This window comes from Cupriavidus lacunae (genome assembly GCF_003353055.1).
Lineage (GTDB): Bacteria > Pseudomonadota > Gammaproteobacteria > Burkholderiales > Burkholderiaceae > Cupriavidus > Cupriavidus lacunae.
In genome coordinates, this window is the sequence record NZ_QKWJ01000006.1 from 163,809 (window position 1) to 182,968 (window position 19,160).

A 19,160-nucleotide genomic window follows, 5' to 3' on the forward strand; every position below is an offset into this window, starting at 1 on the left:
GGCGTCTGCCGCCTCGCCCTGCCTTAGCATGCTTATCGCCCAGCTCAAGTCCTTCTTCATGGTGGCCCGCATCGGCAGCGTTACCCAGGCCGCCAGGCGCCTGGGCCTGTCGCAGCCCACCATCACCGCACAGATACGTGGGCTGGAGGAAGCGTACGGGGTCGAGCTGTTCCACCGCGGCGGGCGCCGGCTGGCGCTGTCGGACGCGGGGCTGGCGCTGCTGCCGCGCGTGGAGGCGCTGGTGCAGCAGGAAACCGAAATCGGCTTCTTCCTGCGCCATTCCGGCGACCTGCGCACCGGCAGCCTGCGCGTGGGGGCGACCGCGCCCTACTATGTGCTGGAGCTGATCCGCGGTTTCAGCGAGCGCTTTCCAGCCATCGATGTCAGCGTGGTGACGGGCAACTCGCAAGAAGTGCTGGAAGCGTTGCAGGAATACCGTGTCGATATCGCCACCTCGTCGCAGCGCGTGGACGATGCGCGGCTGTCGCGCGTGCTGCTGGGTGTGGACCCGCTGATGCTGGTGGTGCATCGCACCCATGCGCTGGCCGGCCACACCGAGGTGCCGGTCAGCGCGCTGGCAGGTTGCCGGCTGCTGATGCGGGAACTGGGCTCCACCACGCGCATCGCCACCGAAGACATGCTGGCGCAGGCGTGCGTGAGCCCCGCCGCGCAGATGGAGATCGGCAGCCGGGAGTCGATCCGCGAGGCGGTGATCCGCAACCTGGGCGTATCGGTGATCGCCCGGCACGAGGTGCCCAGCCACCCTGACCTGCGCGTGCTGGGCTTCACCGATGCCTCGCCGTGCCTGCACGAGTATCTCTACTGCCTGCGCGAGCGGCGCGGCGCCAGGCTGATAGATGCCTTTGTCGCGCTGGCCGAGCCGCCGCAGGGGCAGCAGGAATCGGGCGGGGACCGCTAAGCCGTCATCTTCAGGCACTGCTCCATGCAGGCAGCGCAGGCGCGCGCGCATTCCTGGCAGTGCTCGGCGTCATGGTGCTCGCATTCTTCCTTGCACCACTTGCAGACTTCGGCGCAGTCTTCGCACACCAGCGCCGCGAACTCGCTGTTGCGCAGCATGTAGGACGCGGCCAGCTGGGCGATGCCGGCGCAATCCATGTCCAGCGCGATGCAGCGTGCCATCTTGCGCACGTCCTGTTCTTCCAGGCAGGCCGCGGCGCACTTGAGTGCGGCTGCGGCCGCGGCATTGCAGGCGGCAATGCAGTCGGCGTAACGGGCGGCGTTTTCCTGCACGGTGGGTCGGATCATGGAACGTCCTCCTTCGGGGGTAGGTGGATGAAACCTGCATGCCCGCGGTGCCGGAAGCGGCGCATCCGTACCGGCACCGGGCATCGTTATCCACAATAGCAGGCGCTGCGGCTTCCTGTCGGCCCGGTATTTGCTGCGCCGCGCTGGTTACAATGCCGGCTGAGCGCAGCAGATTGGCGACAGCGCGCACGCAACGCGGCCGTCACCTGCGGCAATGGCCGGGCACCACCGGCCCGCATCGCGCATCTAACAGGCACGGACCGGCCGCACTGGCCGGTCCGATGCAAACACACACCGGCAGCACGGGGAAGGAAGGCACATCATGGGCGAGGCAAAACGACGGGGTACCCCCGAGGAGCGCGCGGCACAGGCACGCGCAAAGATCGAGGCCTTGCGCCCCGCCCAGCTGGTCTGCGGGCACTGCAAGACCGCGTTCACGCAATTTGACGCACTCGACGTGCCGGGCCTGCGCGGCATCGACGCCGTGTTCGGCGGCGAATGCCCCAGCTGCGGCAACGACGTGGTGGTGTTCAAGGGCGCGCCCGACGCGGTCGCCGAGGCCATGATCGCCTGGGAGAAGATGCTGGGCGCCGATGCGCAGCTTGGCTACCAGTCCAGCGATGGCCGCCACGTGCCGTTCGAGCCCGAAGGCGCGGGCGGCCCGGCGTCGGACAAGCCCGCCGGCACCATTCACTGAGCCCCGGCGGCGGCTTACCGGGGGCTGAGTTCGCCCGCCAGTTCCGGCGGGCCGATCTCATAGCGCCCGCGGCCCGCGCCCTTGGCGCGGTATAGCAGCACGTCCGCCAGCCGCATCAGCTCGCGGTCCTGGGCCGGGCCGCCGTTGTAGAGCGCCACGCCGATGCTGACGTCGACGTCGGCGCGCACGCCTTCGAAGTCGAAGGGGGCGTCCATCGCCTGCAGGATGGCCTGCGCCACGCGGCGCGCCGCGGCGGGCTGCGCCATGTCTGCCAGCACCACGGCGAACTCGTCGCCGCCCAGCCTGGCCACGGTATCGGTCTCGCGCACGCAGCTGCGCACGCGCTGCGCGAAGTGCTGCAGCAGCAGGTCGCCCGCGGCGTGGCCATGGATATCGTTGACCGCCTTGAAGCGGTCCATGTCCAGGTACAGCAATGCCATCAGCGTGCCGTGCTCGCGGCTGCGCGCCATGGCCGCGTGCAGCTGGCCTTCGAAGGCACTGCGGTTCATCAGCTGGGTCAGGTGGTCGGTGCGCGAGATGCGCGCCAGGCGCTGCGTTTCCAGCTTGCGCTGCGTGATGTCCTGCACATGGATATGCACGCCCACCACCTCGCTGCCGTCAGCGCTCCATTCCGGGCGCAGGCTGGTCTCCATGCAGTGGTATTCGGGGTCGTTGTCTTCGGTTTCAAAGGTCACCGCCGTGCCCGCCAGCGCGCGCTGCAGGAACGGCTGCACGTGCGCGTAGCGGGCCTGGCCCAGTATTTCGCTCACGTGCCTGCCGCGCAGCTCCTCCGGCTTCAGGCCGAAGACACGCTCATAGGCCTGGTTGTTGAACACATAGCGTTGATCGGGGTCGATGAAGGCCAGCAGCGACGGCAGTGTGTCGGTCACGGCGCGCAAGCGCCGTTCGCTGTGGTCCAGGGCCTGGCGGCGCTCGCGCACGTCGCGCATCAGCTTGATGAAGGCGCGCGTCAGGTCGCCGATCTCGTCGCGCTGCTGGCGCGTCGGCAGCCGCTCGAATGCGGACAGGTCGTTGGCGCTGGCGTGCACCACCTTGTGCAGGCGCGCCAGCGGCGCCAGCTGGCGCCGCACCGCCAGCCAGATCAGCAGGGCCACTGCCGCCATGGCCACCCCGGCCATGCCCAGGAAGCGCTGCTGCATCAGGTGCAGCGGTGCATAGGCCTCATGCGCGGGCAACAGCGCCACCAGTTCCCAGCCGGTGCTCGACATCAGGTAGCGGGCGATCACTGGCCGCGCCGGCGTGAGGAATTCGAGCGGCGCGGGGCTGTCATCCTCGCCGCAGGTATCGGCTACGGCCAGGGCCGGCTGGCGCGCCTGCGCGGGATCGGGATGGCGGATGTAGACCGGCTCGGGGCCGGCCGACACCAGGCAGTAGTAGCCGGTGGTGCCGAGGCGGTTGTGCAGGATCTCGACCAGGAAGTTGGCGCTGGACAGGTCCAGCCAGCCGCCCACCAGGCCGACGAAGGCCTGGTTCGGCGCCAGCACCGGCACCGCCACCATCACCCCCATCTGGCCGTTGGTGCGTGAGCGGATGGGTGCAGACACCACGGGCACGAGCGAGCGGGCGGCCTCGCGGAAATAGCTGCGGTCGCCAATGTCCGCCCCGGCGCCGCGGTTGCTGACGATATCGCCTTGCATGTCGGCGACCAGCAGCGCGTTGAACGCCGCCGGCACCGGAACCGCTGCGGACAGCGCATCCAGCGCCCGCTCCCTCACCGCGGCGGCTTGCGCGCCGTGCGCCTGCGCCAGCAGGCCGCTGAGTTGCGCAGCCTGGTGCGACAGCAGCGCGATGCGGTCGTTCATGGCGGTGTCGAGCTGGCTGGCGGTCAGCTTGACGACGGAGTCCTGCTGGACCTGCAGCGCATCGTGCAGGTCGCGGTGTGCATCGTACAGGGCGGTCAGCACGATGCCGGTGCCGAACACCGCGGCCAGCACGGTGGTGATGATCGCAATGCGCGCTTTCAGCGTGGGTGTGTAGACGGGCATGTGGGGCGCAGTTGCGCTGGTGGCGCGGACTGTCGCGTACTTGGAGGGGGGCGTCTCGGGTGCAACCCTACCATATGCCGCCATGGCGGGGCATGCGGTCTTCCCCCCGAACGGGTTCAACCCTTGGGCGGGGGTGTGCGGGCTGCCTGTGCCACGGTATAGTCCCCCGTTAATGCGAAGGCACGTCCACGCAGTCGGCAAGCCCCTGCTGCATGCCGGAACCGATCCAACATGAGACTGACTTCGCTTCCCCCTGCCTTGTTGTCATTGCTGGTCGCGGCCGGCGGCGCGCTGTTGACGGCAGGGGCATGGCTGCAGGCCGAGCGGCTCGAGCGCCGCGAGGCGCAGCAGCATTTCGACGCCCTGCTGGGACAAGCCGGCAGCGCGCTGCGCGAGCGCATGCTGGAGAACGAACGGCTGCTGCGCGGCGTGGCCGCGGTGATGACGGCCAACCCCGGCACCTCGCGCGCGCAGTGGCGCAACTATCTCTATACCGCCCAGCTCGACGACCTGCCGGCCGGCACCCAGTCCATCGGCTACGCTCCGCTCACACCGCAGCACCAGGCCGCGCGGCTGGTGCAGGCCGCCCGCGCCGACGGCCTTGCCGATTACGGCATCCATCCCGGCGGCACGCGCGACGTGTACGCGCCCATCCTCTATATCGATCCGCTGGACGGGCGCAATACCCGCGCCGCCGGCTTCGACATGCTGTCCGATCCGACCCGCCGGGCCGCGCTGGAAGCCGCCCGCGACAGCGGTGAGCCGCGCCTCACCGCCGGCCTGGACCTGGTCCGCGACGCCGAGTTGGCGCAGCGCCAGCGCGGCGCGCTGGTCTTCCTGCCGGTCTATGGCGGCGGCGCCGCCGTCAGCACGGTGGCGCAGCGGCGCCAGGCCGTGCTCGGCTACGTCTACCTGTCGCTGCGGCTGGGCGACCTGCTGCGCGCCGTCGGTGCCCCGGCGGCGAACGAACTGGAATTGTCGCTGTATGAGGGCAGCCCCGCCGCCCTCGGCGCGCTGCTGTCTGGCGGTCCCACCGAGGGCGAACGCCGCGAAGACGGCAGGGCGCCGTTGCTGCAGGGCGATCGTCAGGTCCAGTATGGCGGGGGCAACTGGACGCTGCGCGCCGCCACCCGTCCTGCCTTCGAAGCCGCGCATGGCGCGCGGCAGCGATATCAGGTACTGGCCGCGGGCGCGCTGGCGACGCTGTTGCTGGCATGGCTCATCCATGCGCTGGCACGCCAGGGCCGCGCCGCGCGCCAGCGCGAAGCGCAGGCCGTGCATGCCTGGGAAGATGACAGCGCCATGCTGCAGGCGTGCCTGGCGCAGTCGGCCGACGGCTTCCTCATGACCGATGCGCAGGGCGTAGTGGTGCGCGCGAGCGAGCGGGCCGGGCAACTGTTCGGCACCGATGCGCAGCGTCTGGCCGGCCGCAGCCTGGACACCCTGGTTCCCGGCGCGACCGGTGTTACCGGCGTTACCGGTGTCGTTCCCGGCGATGCCGCGGCGCGGCCCGAGGTCCATCGCGAACTGGCAGGCGTGCGCGCTGACGGTAGCCGCTTCGCGCTGCGCGCCAGCGCGGCCCGCCTGCCCGCCGCCGAAGGCGGCGCGCCGCACTGGCTGTGGTCGATCACGGACCTGGAGCCCGAGCGGCGCGCGCAGGCATCCGCCGCGGTGCAGGCCGCGCGCTATGCCGGGCTGCTCGACCACGCTGCCTTCTGCGTCATCACCTTCGACCAGAACGGACTCATCACTGGCATCAACGCCGCCGGCCAGCGCATGCTCTGGTACACCAGCGCGGAACTGGTCGGCCACATGAACATGACCGGCCTGCATGTTGCCGCCGAACTGGCCGAGCATGCGCGTGCCCTCAGCGCCGAGCTGGGCGCGACGGTGCCGTCCGGGCTGCCGGCGCTGCTGGCCAAGGCGCGGCTGGGGCTCACCGACGAGCGCGAATGGACCTGGGTGCGCAAGGGCGGCTCGCGCATGCCGGTGCAGCTCGCGGTGTTCGCCTTGCCCGCCCCCGCCCCCGAGGTACCGCCGGCCAGGCCTTCGGACCATGCCGAGCCTGGCTTGCCCACGCTTGGCTACCAGGCCATTGGCTACGACCTGACCGAGCGCCGCCGCGTGGACGAGTACATCCGCCACCTGGCGCTGCACGACCCGCTGACCGGCCTGCCCAACCGCGCCGAACTGAGCGAACGCGCCCAGGCGCTGCTGCTGCACGCGCGCAGCCACGGCGAGCGCGTGGCGTTGCTGCTGCTCGACCTGGACCACTTCAAGCACATCAACGATTCGCTCGGCCATCCGGTGGGCGACGACGTGCTGCGCACCATGGCCGACCGCATCAAGGGCACGGTACGCCAGGGCGATCTGGTGGCGCGCATGGGCGGCGATGAGTTCGGCGTGGTGCTGGGTGGCCTGCGCTATGACAGCGAGGCCGAGCTGATCGCCGCCAAGATCCAGGCGCGCGTCAATGAAGAACTGCAGGCCGGCGGCCAGCGCCTGCGCGTGACGCCGTCGATCGGCATGGCGATCTTCCCCGACGACGGCGACACGCTGACCGAGCTGCTCAAGTCCGCCGACTCGGCCGTCTATGCGGCCAAGCAGGGCGGACGCGCGCAACTGAGCCGCTTTGCCAGCGAAATGGCCGAGGCCTCGCTGGCGCGCTTCACCATTGAAGGGCTGCTCCGGCGCGCGCTGGCCGGCAACGAGTTCCGACTGCGCTACCAGCCCATCGTCGAGACCGCCACGCTGACCATTCCCGGCGTCGAGGCGCTGATCACCTGGGAGACTCCGGAACGCGGCGTCATGCACCCGGCTGAGTTCATTCCCATTGCCGAGCAGAGCGGCCTGGTCGCGCCGCTGGGCGAATGGACGCTGGCCACCGCCTGCCGCGAGATCCAGGCCTTGCGCCAGGAACTGGGCCGCGAGATCGAGGTGGCGGTCAATGTCTCGCCGCTGCAGCTGCGCCAGGCCAACTTCCCCGACACCGTGGCGCGCTGCCTGCAGCAGGCCGGCCTGCCGCCGCAGGGGCTGGTGATCGAGGTCACCGAGGGCATCCTGGTCGATGGCGGCGAGACCACCATCGAGACCTTCCGCCGCCTGCGCGAGCTTGGCGTGGGGCTGTCGATCGACGACTTCGGCACCGGCTACTCCGGGCTCAACTACCTGACCCGGCTGCCGATCAGCCGGCTCAAGATCGACAAGTCCTTCGTCGACGACGTGGCCACCCCCGGCCACGACCAGGCGGTGGCCGCGGCGATCATCGCGCTTGGCCACCAACTGCACCTCAAGGTGATTGCCGAGGGGGTGGAAACGGCGGCGCAGTTCGAATTCCTGCGGGCGCAGGGGTGCGACGGGCTGCAGGGGTTCCTGTTCAGCCAGGCGGTGCCGCAGCAGGCGTTGCGGGCGCTGCTGGCGAAAGGGCTGGACGTGCCGGTGCCCATCTCTGCCGGCGTGCCGGGGCAGCACGCGTCCTAGGCGCCCAAGGGCACGATCCATAACTTGCCGGCATTCCCATGCCGGCGTCCGATCCCAAATCCCCCGATACCCCCATCGAAATACTTTGCCGATCTGCCACACGGCTGGCATCTGCACTGCCTATGCTGCGACCGATTCGATTGAGATTGCGGAGATTCGGTGATGCAGGCAGGCAAGTCCGGGGAGGGCAGGGCATTCCTGGCCGTGGAGCAGGTCAGCAAGCGCTTTGGCGGCGCTGGCGGCTTCGTGGCGCTGGACGGCGTGTCGCTGTCGGTCGGGCAGGGCGAGCTGCTGTGCCTGCTGGGTCCCTCAGGGTGCGGCAAGACCACATTGCTGCGCATCATCGCGGGGCTTGAGCGCGAGGACACCGGTCGCATCCACGTCGGTGCGCGTGAGCTGACTGGCTTGCCGCCGCAGGCGCGCGACTACGGCATCCTGTTCCAGTCCTACGCGCTGTTTCCCAACCTGACCGTGGCGCAGAACGTGGCCTATGGCCTGCACGGGCGCGGCATGGGCCGCACGCACCGCGACGCGCGCGTGGCCGAGATGCTTGACCTGGTCGGCCTGGCCGGCAGCGAGCGCAAGTTCCCGGGCCAGCTCTCCGGTGGCCAGCAGCAGCGCGTGGCAATGGCTCGTGCGCTGGCGCCGGCGCCTTCGCTGCTGCTGCTCGATGAGCCGATGTCGGCACTCGACGCGCGCGTGCGTGAACACCTTCGGCTGGAACTGCGCCAGCTACAGCGCCGCCTGAATATCACCACGGTGATGGTCACGCACGACCAGGAAGAGGCCATGACCATGGCCGACCGCATCGCCGTGATGGACGGCGGGCGCATCGTGCAGGCCGGCACCCCCGCCGAGATCTATGAGCAGCCGGCGTCGGCCTTTGTCGCTGGTTTTGTCGGGCAGGCCAACTGGCTGCCGGGGCGCAGCGTGCAGGCCGGGCGTTTCACCGTTGGCGAGGGCAGCGAGGCCGTCGATTTCCTGGTCGGCTCGCCGCAGCCGTCGGCATCCGCCGGCCGGCTGTGCTGCCGCCCGGAAGCCGTGCGGCTGGACCCGGATCCCGCCGAGCCCAACCGCCTGCTGGCGCGCGTGGTCGACCAGACCTACCTGGGCAACCGCTACCGGCTGGCGCTGGAAGCTGACCGCCTGCCGGGGCTGACCCTGTTTGCCGACGTGGCGCGCGAGGCGCGGCACCGGCTGCCCGATGCGGGCGGCCACAAGTTCTGGATTGCGCTGCCGGCGCAGGCGCTGCGGGTGTTTGCATGATGCGCGCGGCCACTGTCGTCCTGCCCGGGGATACGCAAGCCGCATCGCTGCGCGGCACCGGCCTGGCCTCGCGGCTGGCGCACGGCGCCCCCGCCGCGATGAAGTGGATCTGGCTGGCGGCGCTGGCCGTGGGCTTGCTGCTGCCGCTGCTGGCGCTGTTCCGCCAGGCCTGGTTCGATGCCGCGGGCCAGTGGGCGCTGGGCGCGCGCATGGCGGCGCTGGTGGCAAGCCCCAATTTCCTGCCGATGCTCGGCCGCAGCATGGCAGTGTCGCTGGCGGTGGTGGCGCTGGTGGTGCCGCTGGCGTTCGGCTTTGCCTATGCGCTGCAGCGCTCCTGCATCGCGCTGCGGCCGCTGTGGCGCGGCGTCGCGCTGCTGCCGCTGTTCGCGCCGTCGCTGCTGCCGGCGATCGCACTGGTCTACCTGTTCGGCAACCAGGGCATCTTCCGCGGCGCCTTCGGGCAGGGCGGCATCTATGGCTTCTGGGGCATCGTGCTGGGCGAGGCCTTCTACACCTTCCCGCATGCGCTGATGGTGCTGGTGGCGACGCTGTCGCTGGCTGACGCGCGTCTCTATGAAGCGGCGCGCGCGATGGGCGCCAGCCCGTGGCGCACCTTCCGCACGGTCACACTGCCGGGCGCGCGTCAGGGGTTGTTTGCCGCGGGCTGCCTGGTGCTGACGCTGGTGGTCACTGACTTCGGCGTACCCAAGGTGGTGGGCGGCGGCTATCCGGTGCTGGCGCTCGAAGCGTACAAGGCAGTGGTCGGGCAGCAGCAGTTCGACCGCGGCGCGCTGATCGGCATGCTGCTGCTGGCGCCGGCACTGCTGACCTTTGCCGTGGACATGGCGCTGCAGCGTCGCCAGCGCACGCAGATGGGCAGCCGCGCGCAGGTGTATGTGCCGGCGCCCGAGCGAGGCCGGGACAGCGCGTGCCTGCTGCTGGTGCTGCTGGTCAGCACCGCGCTGCTGGCGGTGATCGCCACCGCGGTGGGCGCATCGCTGGTCAAGCTGTGGCCGTACAACCTTGGCCTGACGCTGGCGCATTACGACTTCGACAACATGGACGGCGGCGGCTGGCTGGCCTACCGCAACAGCCTGAAGCTGTCGGTGCTGACCGCGCTGGCGGGCGCCGCGGCGATCTTCCTGGGTGCCTGGCTGACGCTGCGCACGCGCGGCCCGGCCTGGCTGCACGGCGTGCTGCGCGCGGGTTTCCTGCTGCCGATGGCGGTGCCGGGGCTGGTGCTGGGCCTGGGCTATGTGTTCTTCTTCAACGCGCCCGGCAATCCGCTGCACGCGCTGTACGGGACCATGGCGCTGCTGGTGCTTTGCAACGTGGCGCACTGCTACACCACCGGCCACCTGACCGCGGCCGCGGCGCTGCGCCAGCTCGACAACGAGTTCGAGGCCGCCGCGCTGTCGCTTGGGGTGGCGCCGCTGGTGACGTGCTGGCGCGTGACGGTGCCGGTGTGCCTGCCGGCGCTGCTCGATATCTTCCGCTACCTCTTCGTGTCGTCGATGACCACGGTCTCGGCGGTGATCTTCCTGTACAGCCCCGACACCGTGCTGGCCGCGATCTCGGTGCTGAACATGGACGACGCCGGCGACACCGCGCCCGCCGCCGCGATGTCGACGCTGATCTTGCTGACCTCGGTGCTGGCGGCCTTGCTGCTGCACGCGGTCTCGGCCGGCTGGCTGCGCCGCGCGCAGCGCTGGCGCACTGGCTGACATTTTCCCGCTTCGCCGTACCCCTGCATTCCGGAACACCGACCGTACCCAAAGGAGAAACCATGTCCCGCATCACCAACCTTGTCGCGGCGATTGCCGCCGCGGCCGCCCTGCCGCTGTTGGCCGGCAATGCCAGCGCCGCCACCGTGCTGACGGTCTACACCGCGCTCGAAGCCGACCAGATCGCCGCCTACAAGGCCGCATTCGAAAAGGTGCATCCCGATATCGAGATCAAGTGGGTGCGCGACTCCACCGGCATCGTCACCGCCAAGCTGCTGGCGGAAAAGGCCGCGCCGCGCGCCGATGCGGTGTGGGGCCTGGCCGGCTCCAGCCTGGCGATCCTGGACAAGGAAGGCATGCTCGACCCGTACGCGCCGAAGAACCTGGCCGCAATCGATGCCAAGTACCGCAGCCCGGCCAACCCGCCGGCATGGGTCGGCATGGACGTATGGGGCGCGGCGATCTGTTTCAACACCGTGGAGGCGCAGAAGCTGGGCCTGCCCAAGCCTACCTCGTGGGCCGACCTGGCCAAGCCGGTCTACGCGGGCAAGGTGGTGATGCCGCATCCGGCCTCGTCGGGCACGGGCTTCCTCGATGTCAGCGCCTGGCTGCAGATGATGGGCGAGCAGAAGGGCTGGCAGTACATGGATGGCCTGCACAAGAACATCGGCCTGTACACGCACTCGGGCTCCAAGCCGTGCAAGATGGCCGCGCAGGGCGAGTTCCCGATCGGCATCGCGTTTGAATACCGCGCGATGAAGTCGAAGAAGGAAGGGGCACCGATCGATATCGTGCTGCCGAGCGAAGGCCTGGGCTGGGACATCGAGGCCACCGCCATCGTCAAGGGCACCAAGAACCTGGACGCCGCGCGCAAGCTGGCCGACTTCTCTGCCTCGCGCGAGGCGATGGCGCTGTATGAGAAGAACTTTGCCGTGCTCGCCGTGCCCGGCATTGCCAAGCCCGACGCGCTGCTGCCCGCCGACTACGAGAAGCGCCTGATCAAGAACGACTTCCGCTGGGCGAGCGACAACCGCGACCGCATCCTCGCCGAATGGAGCAAGCGCTACGAAGGGAAGGCCGAGAAGAAGTAAGGCAAAAAGTCAGGCGAAAGGCGCACATGGCGGCGAGGGGGACGGCCCGCAGAAACGGGTACGCTCCCTGCGCCGCCCCGGCCGGATCAGGCCCCGTGCGGCAACTCGTCGGTGGCCTGCTGACCGGCGTGCAGGCGGCGATAGAGCTCGTCGATGCGCTGGCGGCTGGCCTGCAATTCTTCGCGGCCGCGCTCGGTCAGCAGGTAGACCCGGCCGATGCCATCGCGCAGCACGCTTTCCATGTAGCCTTCCATTTGCAGCGCGCGCAGCAACGGGCGCACCGTGCCGATATCAACCTGGAAGCCGTATTCCAGCAGCATGTCGGCAAGCATGGCCACCGTAGCCGGCACTTCGAGGGCGAATTGCAGGACGTAGACGCGGGCCAGCAGGCCCAGGAACTGTCGTTTCATGTGGACTGGCAACGCGGCAGGGGCCGCGCCGGTTGACGCAGGCAGCCGTCCGGAGCCTGGTTTGCAGGCGTTGTGACGCCGGCAGCGCGGCAATTGGGAGCCATGCCATGCCGATACGCCGGACAAGCCGCATTTTCCCCATTCAGAAAAAAAGAAGCCGCCAGGAGCCCTGGCGGCTTGTCGGGAATGCGTCGGAGGGGTCAATTAACTCTGGCGCAGACCAGAGTTTAATTTAATCGAATGCGGCTTGTCACGCGTCGGTAACAACGCCCCCTCCAGCGTAGGGTGATGATGAAAGCCTTTGGTAAGGAAAGTGACGAGTTGGTGCGACATTGTGCGGAGAGCGGCGCTCAAAATTGTCGTAGATCAGTCAACGTCACTTAAATTTCAAGCAGCAGACGGGTCGCCATTAGCAGCGACGGCGAGGCACAGGTCCGAATCTGGCTTGCGGTACGCGCTGCGCAGGCGTCAAATCGCTGCAACCCTCAACCCGCGCCGGCTTGCCCGGCGACTCCCGGTTGCCCTGATGAAACCCGCCGATCTTGCCCGCTTGCTCGCCCTGGCCGCCATCTGGGGCGCCAGCTTCCTGTTTATCCGCATCGGCGCGCCGGTGCTGGGGCCATTGCCGACCGCCTTCGTACGGGTGCTGATCGGCGCGCTCACGCTTGCCGCATGCCTGCCGCTGCTGAGGCTGCGCTGGGACATGCAGGGCAAATGGCCGGCCGTGCTGGCGCTGGGCGTGGTCAATTCCGGCATCCCGTTCGTGATGTATTCGGTGGCAGCGCTGTGGCTACCAGCCGGCTACTCCGCCGTATTCAATGCCATGACGCCGCTGATGGGCGTGCTGATCGGCGCGCTGGCGTTCTCGGAGCGGCTCACGCGCGCCAAGGCCCTGGGCGTGATGCTTGGCGTGGCGGGGGTCGCGGTGCTGACCCGCACCGGGCCGGTGGCCTTCTCGACCGAGGTGCTGCTGGGCGCGCTGGCCTGCCTGGTGGCCACCGCCTGCTACGGCCTGGCCGGTTTCCTCGCACGGCGCTGGATCACGCAGCGCGGCGGCCTCGACAGCCGGCTGGTCGCCGCCGGCAGCATGGTCGGCGCCACCGTGTTCCTGCTGCCTTTCTGCCTCGCCGCGCTGTGGCGCCACAACACGCTGCCCGCTGCCGGCGTCGGCGTCTGGGCCGCCATGCTGGGGCTGGGCGTGCTGTGCACGGCGCTGGCCTACATCCTGTATTACCGCCTGATCGCCGAGCTCGGCCCGGTGCGCTCGCTGACCGTGACTTTCCTGATCCCGCCGTTCGGGATCGTCTGGGGCGCGATGTTCCTGGGCGAGGCATTGTCGTGGGCCCACGCCGCGGGTGGGGCGCTGATCGGGGTGGCGGTGTGGCTGGTGTTGCGGCCTGTGGCGGGGGCGCAGACGCCGGCGCAGGGGCGGGCGGTGGCTGGGCGCTGAGGTCGGCATCACTGGCGCGCAACTCGATATCTGATCAGGGATTCTGTCCTGGATGCACGCCGCGGGCCCAAATCTATGCCGCCGTGCCCGCCTCCACGTTGTACTGTTCCCGCACCATCATCACCACGTGGCGTGCCTGGCGCAGGTGACGCACGGCATCGGCTTCGCTGCGTTCGGGGAAATCGACTTCGGCGCTCCAGTTGCAGCCGGTGTGGTCGGGCCGGTGCACGCACACTGCGCGCAGCTGGCAGTCGTGGCAGCCGGGCTCCTGCCGCAGGCACAGGTTGATCAGGCGTTTCAGTTCAGATAGCGGTTTGTTCAGGCGCTCCATGGATGGCTCCGTCAGGTGCGCGGCATTCGGGGCAGACGCCATATAGCACCAGCATGTGTTCGCGCAACACAAAGGCGTTGTCGGCGGCCACCTGGCGCTGGCGCTGCTCGATGCTTTCGTCGCGGAACTCCTCCACGCGGCCGCAGGCGACGCAGATCAGGTGGTCATGGTGGCCACCCTCGTTGAGTTCGAATACGGCGTGGTCGGACTCGAAGCTGTGCCGCAGCAGAATGTCGGCCTGCACTAGCTGGTTGAGCACGCGGTACACCGTGGACAGCCCTGCGTCCTCGTCCTGCGTCAGCAGGATGCGGTAGACGTCTTCCGCGCTGAGGTGACGCCGGGCGCTGGTGCGGAACACTTCAAGGATGCGCATCCGCGGCGACGTGGCCTTCAGGCCGGCGCGCTTGAGATGGATCGGGTTTGTGCTCTCGGATGACATGGCGGATGGCATTGGCATGCTGCGGCTGGTGCCCCGCAGCCAGGGCGGCGCCCGGCCTGGCGCCGCATGCGGGCGGCGTCAGTGGCCTGGCGGAATTTCAGGCGGGAAGCACCAGGGCCGCATGAGCGCTGGCGCCCGCGTCCCTGGTGGCGCGCCGTGCCTGCACGACGCGCGGAATAAAAAGGTGGCCTGGCTTGTCGCCGGAAGACGCGATCGGGAAAGCGGGGTCTGGTTGCTTTCCCGATCTTCCGAAGACTGGCTACTGCCAAACGCTCCGCGTGACGGAGCGGTCCCCACAAAAGTCGGTGTCGAAGGCCGCTGCTGCGGCATCCGGAAATCTGTTGTCCCTGCCAGCGTTGGTCGCCGCCGCGTGTCGCGGTAGCGCCGGCCTGGCCGGTCTGCCTGTCGGCCGGGCGGTGCGTTGTGCGTCAGGCAGTGATCGGATAGTAAATGGGAATCGATCTCATTACAAGATAAATTTTGTGGACCGCTCGATTATTTTCGAGGACCGGGCGCGGCAGCCACTGGCTCGACGCGCACAACGCGCTGGCGTGCTGGCACTGGCGCGTCGCCTCGTGGTGGGCCTGCAGTTCAAGTCGGCGCATTGGCACCACGCAGGGCATCCAGCAGCGCCTGCGGCGGGTAGGGCTTGCGCAGCACCGTGACGCCGCCAAGCGCGCTGCACTGCGCCGGCGTCAGCGCCAGTTCGTAGCCGGTGGCGAACACCACACGCAGCCCCGGATGGCGCTTGCGCGCCGCCAGCGCCAGGTCGATACCGGAGTCGCCGGCCAGTGCCACGTCGGTCAGCAGCACATCGACCGCATGGCCGGCCAGCAAGGCCAGCGCCTCGGTCTCGCCCTCCGCTTCCAGCGCCTGGACGCCGCATGCGCGCAGCAACTCCGCCGTGCCGGCACGCACCAGCGCATCGTCGTCGACGCACAGCACGCGCACGCCGCCGGCAAGGGGCGCCTGAACGGCTGGCGCCGCGCCGGTGGCCATCGCCGCATGCTGGCCGCGGTTGGCCAGAACGTTCCGCACCTTGCGTGCCAGCGCTTCGTGCGTATAGGGCTTGCTGAGCAGTTCGATGCCGGCATCGAGCCGCCCGCCATGAACGATGACGCTATCGGTATAGCCGGAAGTAAACAGCACGCCGATGCCCGGCTGCCGCTCACGCACCCTGCGGGCAAGTTCCGTGCTGCGCAGCCGGCCGGGCATCACCACATCGCTGAACAACAGATCCACCGGCACGCCGCGTTCGACAATCGCCAGCGCGCCTTGCGCGTCGCGCGCGCGCAGCACATGGTAGCCCAGGCTGCCCAGCATCTCGACCACCGTGGCGCGCACGTCCTCGTCGTCTTCCACCACCAGCACGGTCTCGGTGCCGCCGCGCGGCGGGTTCGCGTCGAATTCAATATCCGGGTCCTCTTCCTGCCGCACGCGCGGCAGGTACAGCGTGACCGTGGTGCCGCGGCCGCGCTTGCTGAGGATCTTCACGTGTCCGTCCGACTGACGAATGAATCCATACACCATGCTCAGGCCCAGGCCGGTGCCCTGGCCCTCGGGCTTGGTGGTGAAGAAGGGCTCGAAGACATGCTCCTGCACCTCGGGCGGCATGCCCACGCCGGTATCGGTGACAGCCAGCACCACGTATTGCATCGGGGTGGCCGCCGCCGGGTCATCCGGCGCTTCGCCGGGTGACGCGTTACGGGCCTCGATCGTGAGCCGCCCGTGTCCGTGCATGGCATCGCGGGCGTTGATCGCCAGGTTCAGCAGCGCGTTCTCCACCTGGAACGGATCGACCAGCGTATTCCACAGGCCCTGAGCCACCACGGTTTCAATCTCGATGCCATCGCCCAGCGCCCGGCGCAGCATGTCGTCCAGCATGCGCACCAGCCGGCCCAGGTTCACCACCTTGGGCGCCAGCGGCTGGCGCCGCCCGAAGGCCAGCAACTGCGACGCCAGCTTGGCGCCGCGCGCGACGCCGGCCAGCGCATTGCGCAGGCGCAGCTCGGCGCGAGCATCGCCGGCCAGGTCCCGCGCCAGCAGCTGCAGGTTGCCGCCGATCACCTGCAACAGGTTGTTGAAGTCATGCGCCACGCCACCGGTCAGGTTGCCGATAGCCTCCATCTTCTGCGCCGTGCGCAGGGCTTCGTCGGCATGGCGCAGGGCGGCCTGGGCTTCGCGGTCACCAGTCACGTCGCGGCCAACACCGTGGATATGGCCGTTGGCCGGATCCACCGACAGCGTCCAGGCCAGCCAGCGCAGCGCGCCGTCGGCGCGTGGCTGGCGGCATTCAAAGCGCACCGGCATGCCGTCGTGGCGCAGTGCGGCCAGTTGCGCGGTGGCGTACGCCACATCGTCCGGGTAGATGAACGACAGGTACGGGCGGCTCAGCACGTCCTGCGGCGCATGGCCTAGCGTGCGCGTCCAAGCCGGACTCACGCGTTGCAGGCTGCCATCGAAGCCCGCCACCGTCAGCAGGTCTTCGCTCAGTTCCCACAAGCGGTCGTGGTCCGCCACGGCTTGTGTGACACGGCGCTCCAGCGTGGCGTTGAGTTCCTGCAGGCGGTGCTCGGTGGCCCGGCGCAACTCGGACAGGCGCAGGTTGCTGGCCACGCGCGCCAGAAGTTCGCGCGCGGAGAAGGGCTTGACCAGGTAGTCGTCGGCGCCGCAGCCAAGACCGCTCACACGCGCCTCCTCGCCGGCGCGCGCGGACAGCAGCAATACCGGCGTGTCGCTCAGCGCGGCGTCGGCGCGCAGCGCACGCAGCAGGCCAAAGCCGTCCAGGCGCGGCATCATCACGTCGGAGACGATCAGCGCCGGCGGCTGCGCGCGCGCCAGCGCAAGCGCCGCCTCGCCGTCAGCGGCCACTTCGACGCGATGGCCCGCGGCGCTCAGCAGGCGCCGCATGTAGTCGCGCAAGTCGTCGTTGTCATCCACCACCAGCACCATGGCGCCGCTCGACGCCTCAGCCGGCGCCGCGGCGTCTTCCGCTGCCAGCGTCATCGCCGGCGATGCCGTTTGCGCTTCCGGCCAGCGCAGCGCGGCATCGACATAGGCGCGCGCCTGCATGCTGCTGGACGCGGGCGCGGCCTCCAGGTCGGGCACGTCGGCCACGCTGGCAGGGAGCATGACGGTGAAACAGGAGCCTTCGCCTGGCACGCTCTGCACTTCGATCGTGCCGGCGTGCAGCCGCACCAGTTCGTGCACCAGCGCCAAGCCGATGCCGCTGCCTTCGATGGTGCGCCCCTGTGCGCCTTCCACGCGATGGAAGCGCTCGAAGATGCGCGGCAGTTCCGCCGCACGGATGCCGATGCCGGTATCGCGCACGCTGAACGCCACGGCGTCGTCGCCGTGCGCGGATACGGCCACGGTGATGGTGCCGGCAAAGGTGAACTTGAAGGCGTTGGAAACCAGGTTCAGTACGATGGTCTCCCACATGTCGCGGTCCACCGGCACGGCGCGCGCCAGCGGCGGGCACTCGACCCGCAGCGTCATGCCGGCTGCCTCCACGCTGGCGCGGAACAGCGAAGCGAGATCGCCGGTGAACGCGGCCAGGTCAGTGGGCTGGCGGTGCATCCTGACACGGCCCGACTCGATCCGCGAAAAATCCAGCAGTGCGTTGACCAGCTTGAGCAGGCGCAGACCGTTGCGGTGGGCCATCTCCAGCAAGGCGCGGTCTTCGCCGGGATCCGCGCGCCGCACCAGTTCTTCAAGCGGGCCCAGCATCAGCGTCAGCGGCGTGCGGAACTCATGGCTGATGTTGGAGAAGAAGGTGGTCTTGGCGCGGTCGATCGCGGCCAGTGCCTCGGCGCGTTTGCGCGCTTCTTCGTACGCCAGCGCGGAGTTCATGGCAGCGCCGATCTGGCCTGCCGCCAGGGTCAGGAAGCTGCGGTAGCGGTCATCGAACAGTCGGAACGGATTCAGGCCCACCACCAGCACGCCGCGATGCGACGCGCTGCCGGAGGGCGCTACCTCGATCAACGCCGCGGACGACGGCGGCACGCCCCACGCGCCGCCGGGCAGCGGCGCCGCGAAGCGCGAGGCCAGGCCGTTGACCAGCCCTGGCCGCTGATGCGCCAGCACATCGGCCACGGGCCAGGGCGACAACGCGTCCAGCGCGATTTCCGGCGGAGCAGCGGGGTGGGCCGGATCGATGCCGATGGCGCCCGCGCGTTGCAGCGTGCATTCGCCGGGCTCGGCAATGTACAACAGCGCAAACACGATGTCGCGCGGGTTCGACGACAACGCCGCCATGGCGCGCGCGCACGCTTCGCGCCACGCGCGCGCATCGGTGGCCGACGCCGCCACGTCGCGCAGCACGTTCAGCTGCCGCTCAGCCAGTACGCGCTCGGTATCGTCGCTGTTGGCGCAGATGATGCCGCCGGTGCCGCCATGGTCATTCGGCACCGGGCTGTAGGAGAAGGTGTAGTAGGTCTCTTCCGGGTAGCCGTTGCGCTCCATGATCAGGAGCTTCTGCTCGACGAAGGTGCCTTCGGTGCCGGTCATCGCGGTGGCGAGCAGGGGTCCGATTTCTGGCCAGATCTCGCGCCAGACCACTGAGGTCGGCTGGCCGAGCGCGCCCGGGTGCTTGCCGCCGATGATGGACTTGTAGGCGTCGTTGTAGAAGAAATGCAGCGCGTCGCCCCAGCCGATCCAGATCGGCTGGCGCGAGGTCAGCATGATGCGGATGGCCGTCTTGAGGCTGTGCGGCCAGGCGCGCGGCACGCCAAGCGGCGTGGCAGCCCAGTCGGACGCGCGGATCAGCGCGCCCATTTCGCCGCCGCCGGCAAGAAAGCCGGGCGCGTCGGCCGGCGGGTCAGGTTCGGCCGGGGATGCTGGCGGAGTTGGCAAGGGCGTCATGCTGCCGCCGTCCGGTGTCCTCATGGTCGTCTCCCGGGCAGCGCCGGCCTGGCGCCGGCCGCTGCGTCTCGCACGACTTTGCCTGGCGTGGCCTGGCCTTGCCGCGCAATGCAAGCAGGCCGCGAGCGCGCCCGGCC

13 protein-coding genes are annotated in these 19,160 nt (G+C 69.3%); 7 read left to right on the plus strand and 6 right to left on the minus strand.

The genetic code is table 11. The annotated features are described in order from the left end of the window. Positions 1-28 precede the first annotated feature (28 nt). Positions 29-919 carry a LysR family transcriptional regulator gene (locus tag DN412_RS07985; protein ID WP_115013998.1) on the plus strand — a complete coding sequence of 297 codons (891 nt, stop codon included), beginning with the start codon at positions 29-31 and terminating at the stop codon, positions 917-919. Here the strand turns inward: DN412_RS07985 and DN412_RS07990 are convergent. Further along, positions 916-1,266 (minus strand): four-helix bundle copper-binding protein, encoded by a 351-nt coding sequence (locus DN412_RS07990; protein ID WP_115013999.1) that lies wholly within the window; start codon positions 1,264-1,266, stop codon positions 916-918. The genes DN412_RS07985 and DN412_RS07990 overlap by 4 nt on opposite strands. 322 nt (positions 1,267-1,588) lie before the next feature. On the opposite strand from DN412_RS07990, the gene DN412_RS07995 reads away from it, so the two are divergent. After that, on the plus strand, positions 1,589-1,963 hold the full coding sequence (locus tag DN412_RS07995) for a hypothetical protein (protein WP_115014000.1): 375 nt from the start codon (positions 1,589-1,591) through the stop codon (positions 1,961-1,963). A gap of 14 nt (positions 1,964-1,977) precedes the next feature. On the opposite strand, the gene DN412_RS08000 is transcribed toward DN412_RS07995, so the two are convergent. Continuing rightward, a complete protein-coding gene (locus DN412_RS08000) occupies positions 1,978-3,969 on the minus strand; it encodes a sensor domain-containing diguanylate cyclase (protein ID WP_115014001.1) in 1,992 nt (663 codons plus the stop codon). 231 nt (positions 3,970-4,200) lie between these two features. On the opposite strand from DN412_RS08000, the gene DN412_RS08005 reads away from it, so the two are divergent. From DN412_RS08005 to DN412_RS08020, 4 genes are all read left to right on the plus strand, one after another. Continuing rightward, the gene (locus tag DN412_RS08005; protein WP_115014002.1) at positions 4,201-7,449 is read left to right on the plus strand and encodes a bifunctional diguanylate cyclase/phosphodiesterase; all 3,249 of its coding nucleotides are present in this window, start codon (positions 4,201-4,203) and stop codon (positions 7,447-7,449) included. Between the two features lie 162 nt (positions 7,450-7,611). Next, a complete protein-coding gene (locus tag DN412_RS08010; RefSeq protein WP_115014003.1) occupies positions 7,612-8,715 on the plus strand; it encodes a putative 2-aminoethylphosphonate ABC transporter ATP-binding protein in 1,104 nt (367 codons plus the stop codon). Further along, positions 8,712-10,439, plus strand: a complete 1,728-nt coding sequence (locus DN412_RS08015; RefSeq protein WP_115014004.1) for a putative 2-aminoethylphosphonate ABC transporter permease subunit — start codon at positions 8,712-8,714, stop codon at positions 10,437-10,439. Before DN412_RS08010 ends, DN412_RS08015 begins: the two co-directional genes overlap by 4 nt. Before the next feature lie 62 nt (positions 10,440-10,501). Continuing rightward, positions 10,502-11,530, plus strand: a complete 1,029-nt coding sequence (locus tag DN412_RS08020) for a putative 2-aminoethylphosphonate ABC transporter substrate-binding protein (protein ID WP_115014005.1) — start codon at positions 10,502-10,504, stop codon at positions 11,528-11,530. A gap of 86 nt (positions 11,531-11,616) precedes the next feature. Here the strand turns inward: DN412_RS08020 and DN412_RS08025 are convergent, their stop codons facing one another. Further along, positions 11,617-11,940 (minus strand): PadR family transcriptional regulator, encoded by a 324-nt coding sequence (locus DN412_RS08025; RefSeq protein ID WP_078198751.1) that lies wholly within the window; start codon positions 11,938-11,940, stop codon positions 11,617-11,619. 526 nt (positions 11,941-12,466) lie between these two features. Between DN412_RS08025 and DN412_RS08030 the strand changes: the two genes are divergently transcribed. After that, a complete protein-coding gene (locus tag DN412_RS08030) occupies positions 12,467-13,390 on the plus strand; it encodes a DMT family transporter (RefSeq protein ID WP_115014006.1) in 924 nt (307 codons plus the stop codon). A 73-nt stretch (positions 13,391-13,463) separates the two neighbouring features. On the opposite strand, the gene DN412_RS08035 is transcribed toward DN412_RS08030, so the two are convergent. The 3 genes from DN412_RS08035 to DN412_RS08045 form a co-directional block, all read right to left on the minus strand. Continuing rightward, complete coding sequence (locus DN412_RS08035) at positions 13,464-13,721, minus strand: hypothetical protein (RefSeq protein ID WP_115014007.1); 258 nt, start codon at positions 13,719-13,721, stop codon at positions 13,464-13,466. Then, positions 13,693-14,178 (minus strand): ferric iron uptake transcriptional regulator, encoded by a 486-nt coding sequence (gene fur, locus DN412_RS08040; RefSeq protein WP_115014008.1) that lies wholly within the window; start codon positions 14,176-14,178, stop codon positions 13,693-13,695. Before fur ends, DN412_RS08035 begins: the two co-directional genes overlap by 29 nt. Before the next feature lie 573 nt (positions 14,179-14,751). Continuing rightward, positions 14,752-19,023, minus strand: coding sequence for a response regulator (locus DN412_RS08045; RefSeq protein ID WP_167471077.1), 4,272 nt, complete (start codon positions 19,021-19,023; stop codon positions 14,752-14,754). Positions 19,024-19,160 lie beyond the last annotated feature (137 nt).

Excerpts from the sequence above, each read along its gene's own strand:
- DN412_RS08015 (WP_115014004.1), top strand. The coding sequence starts at position 8,712 with ATGATGCGCGCGGCCACTGTCGTCCTGCCCGGGGATACGCAAGCCGCA.
- fur (WP_115014008.1), bottom strand. The coding sequence starts at position 14,178 with ATGCCAATGCCATCCGCCATGTCATCCGAGAGCACAAACCCGATCCAT.
- DN412_RS07990 (WP_115013999.1), bottom strand. The coding sequence starts at position 1,266 with ATGATCCGACCCACCGTGCAGGAAAACGCCGCCCGTTACGCCGACTGC.
- DN412_RS08020 (WP_115014005.1), top strand. The coding sequence starts at position 10,502 with ATGTCCCGCATCACCAACCTTGTCGCGGCGATTGCCGCCGCGGCCGCC.
- DN412_RS08045 (WP_167471077.1), bottom strand. The coding sequence starts at position 19,023 with ATGACGCCCTTGCCAACTCCGCCAGCATCCCCGGCCGAACCTGACCCG.
- DN412_RS08010 (WP_115014003.1), top strand. The coding sequence starts at position 7,612 with ATGCAGGCAGGCAAGTCCGGGGAGGGCAGGGCATTCCTGGCCGTGGAG.
- DN412_RS08030 (WP_115014006.1), top strand. The coding sequence starts at position 12,467 with ATGAAACCCGCCGATCTTGCCCGCTTGCTCGCCCTGGCCGCCATCTGG.
- DN412_RS07985 (WP_115013998.1), top strand. The coding sequence starts at position 29 with ATGCTTATCGCCCAGCTCAAGTCCTTCTTCATGGTGGCCCGCATCGGC.
- DN412_RS08005 (WP_115014002.1), top strand. The coding sequence starts at position 4,201 with ATGAGACTGACTTCGCTTCCCCCTGCCTTGTTGTCATTGCTGGTCGCG.
- DN412_RS08025 (WP_078198751.1), bottom strand. The coding sequence starts at position 11,940 with ATGAAACGACAGTTCCTGGGCCTGCTGGCCCGCGTCTACGTCCTGCAA.
- DN412_RS08035 (WP_115014007.1), bottom strand. The coding sequence starts at position 13,721 with ATGGAGCGCCTGAACAAACCGCTATCTGAACTGAAACGCCTGATCAAC.
- DN412_RS08000 (WP_115014001.1), bottom strand. The coding sequence starts at position 3,969 with ATGCCCGTCTACACACCCACGCTGAAAGCGCGCATTGCGATCATCACC.
- DN412_RS07995 (WP_115014000.1), top strand. The coding sequence starts at position 1,589 with ATGGGCGAGGCAAAACGACGGGGTACCCCCGAGGAGCGCGCGGCACAG.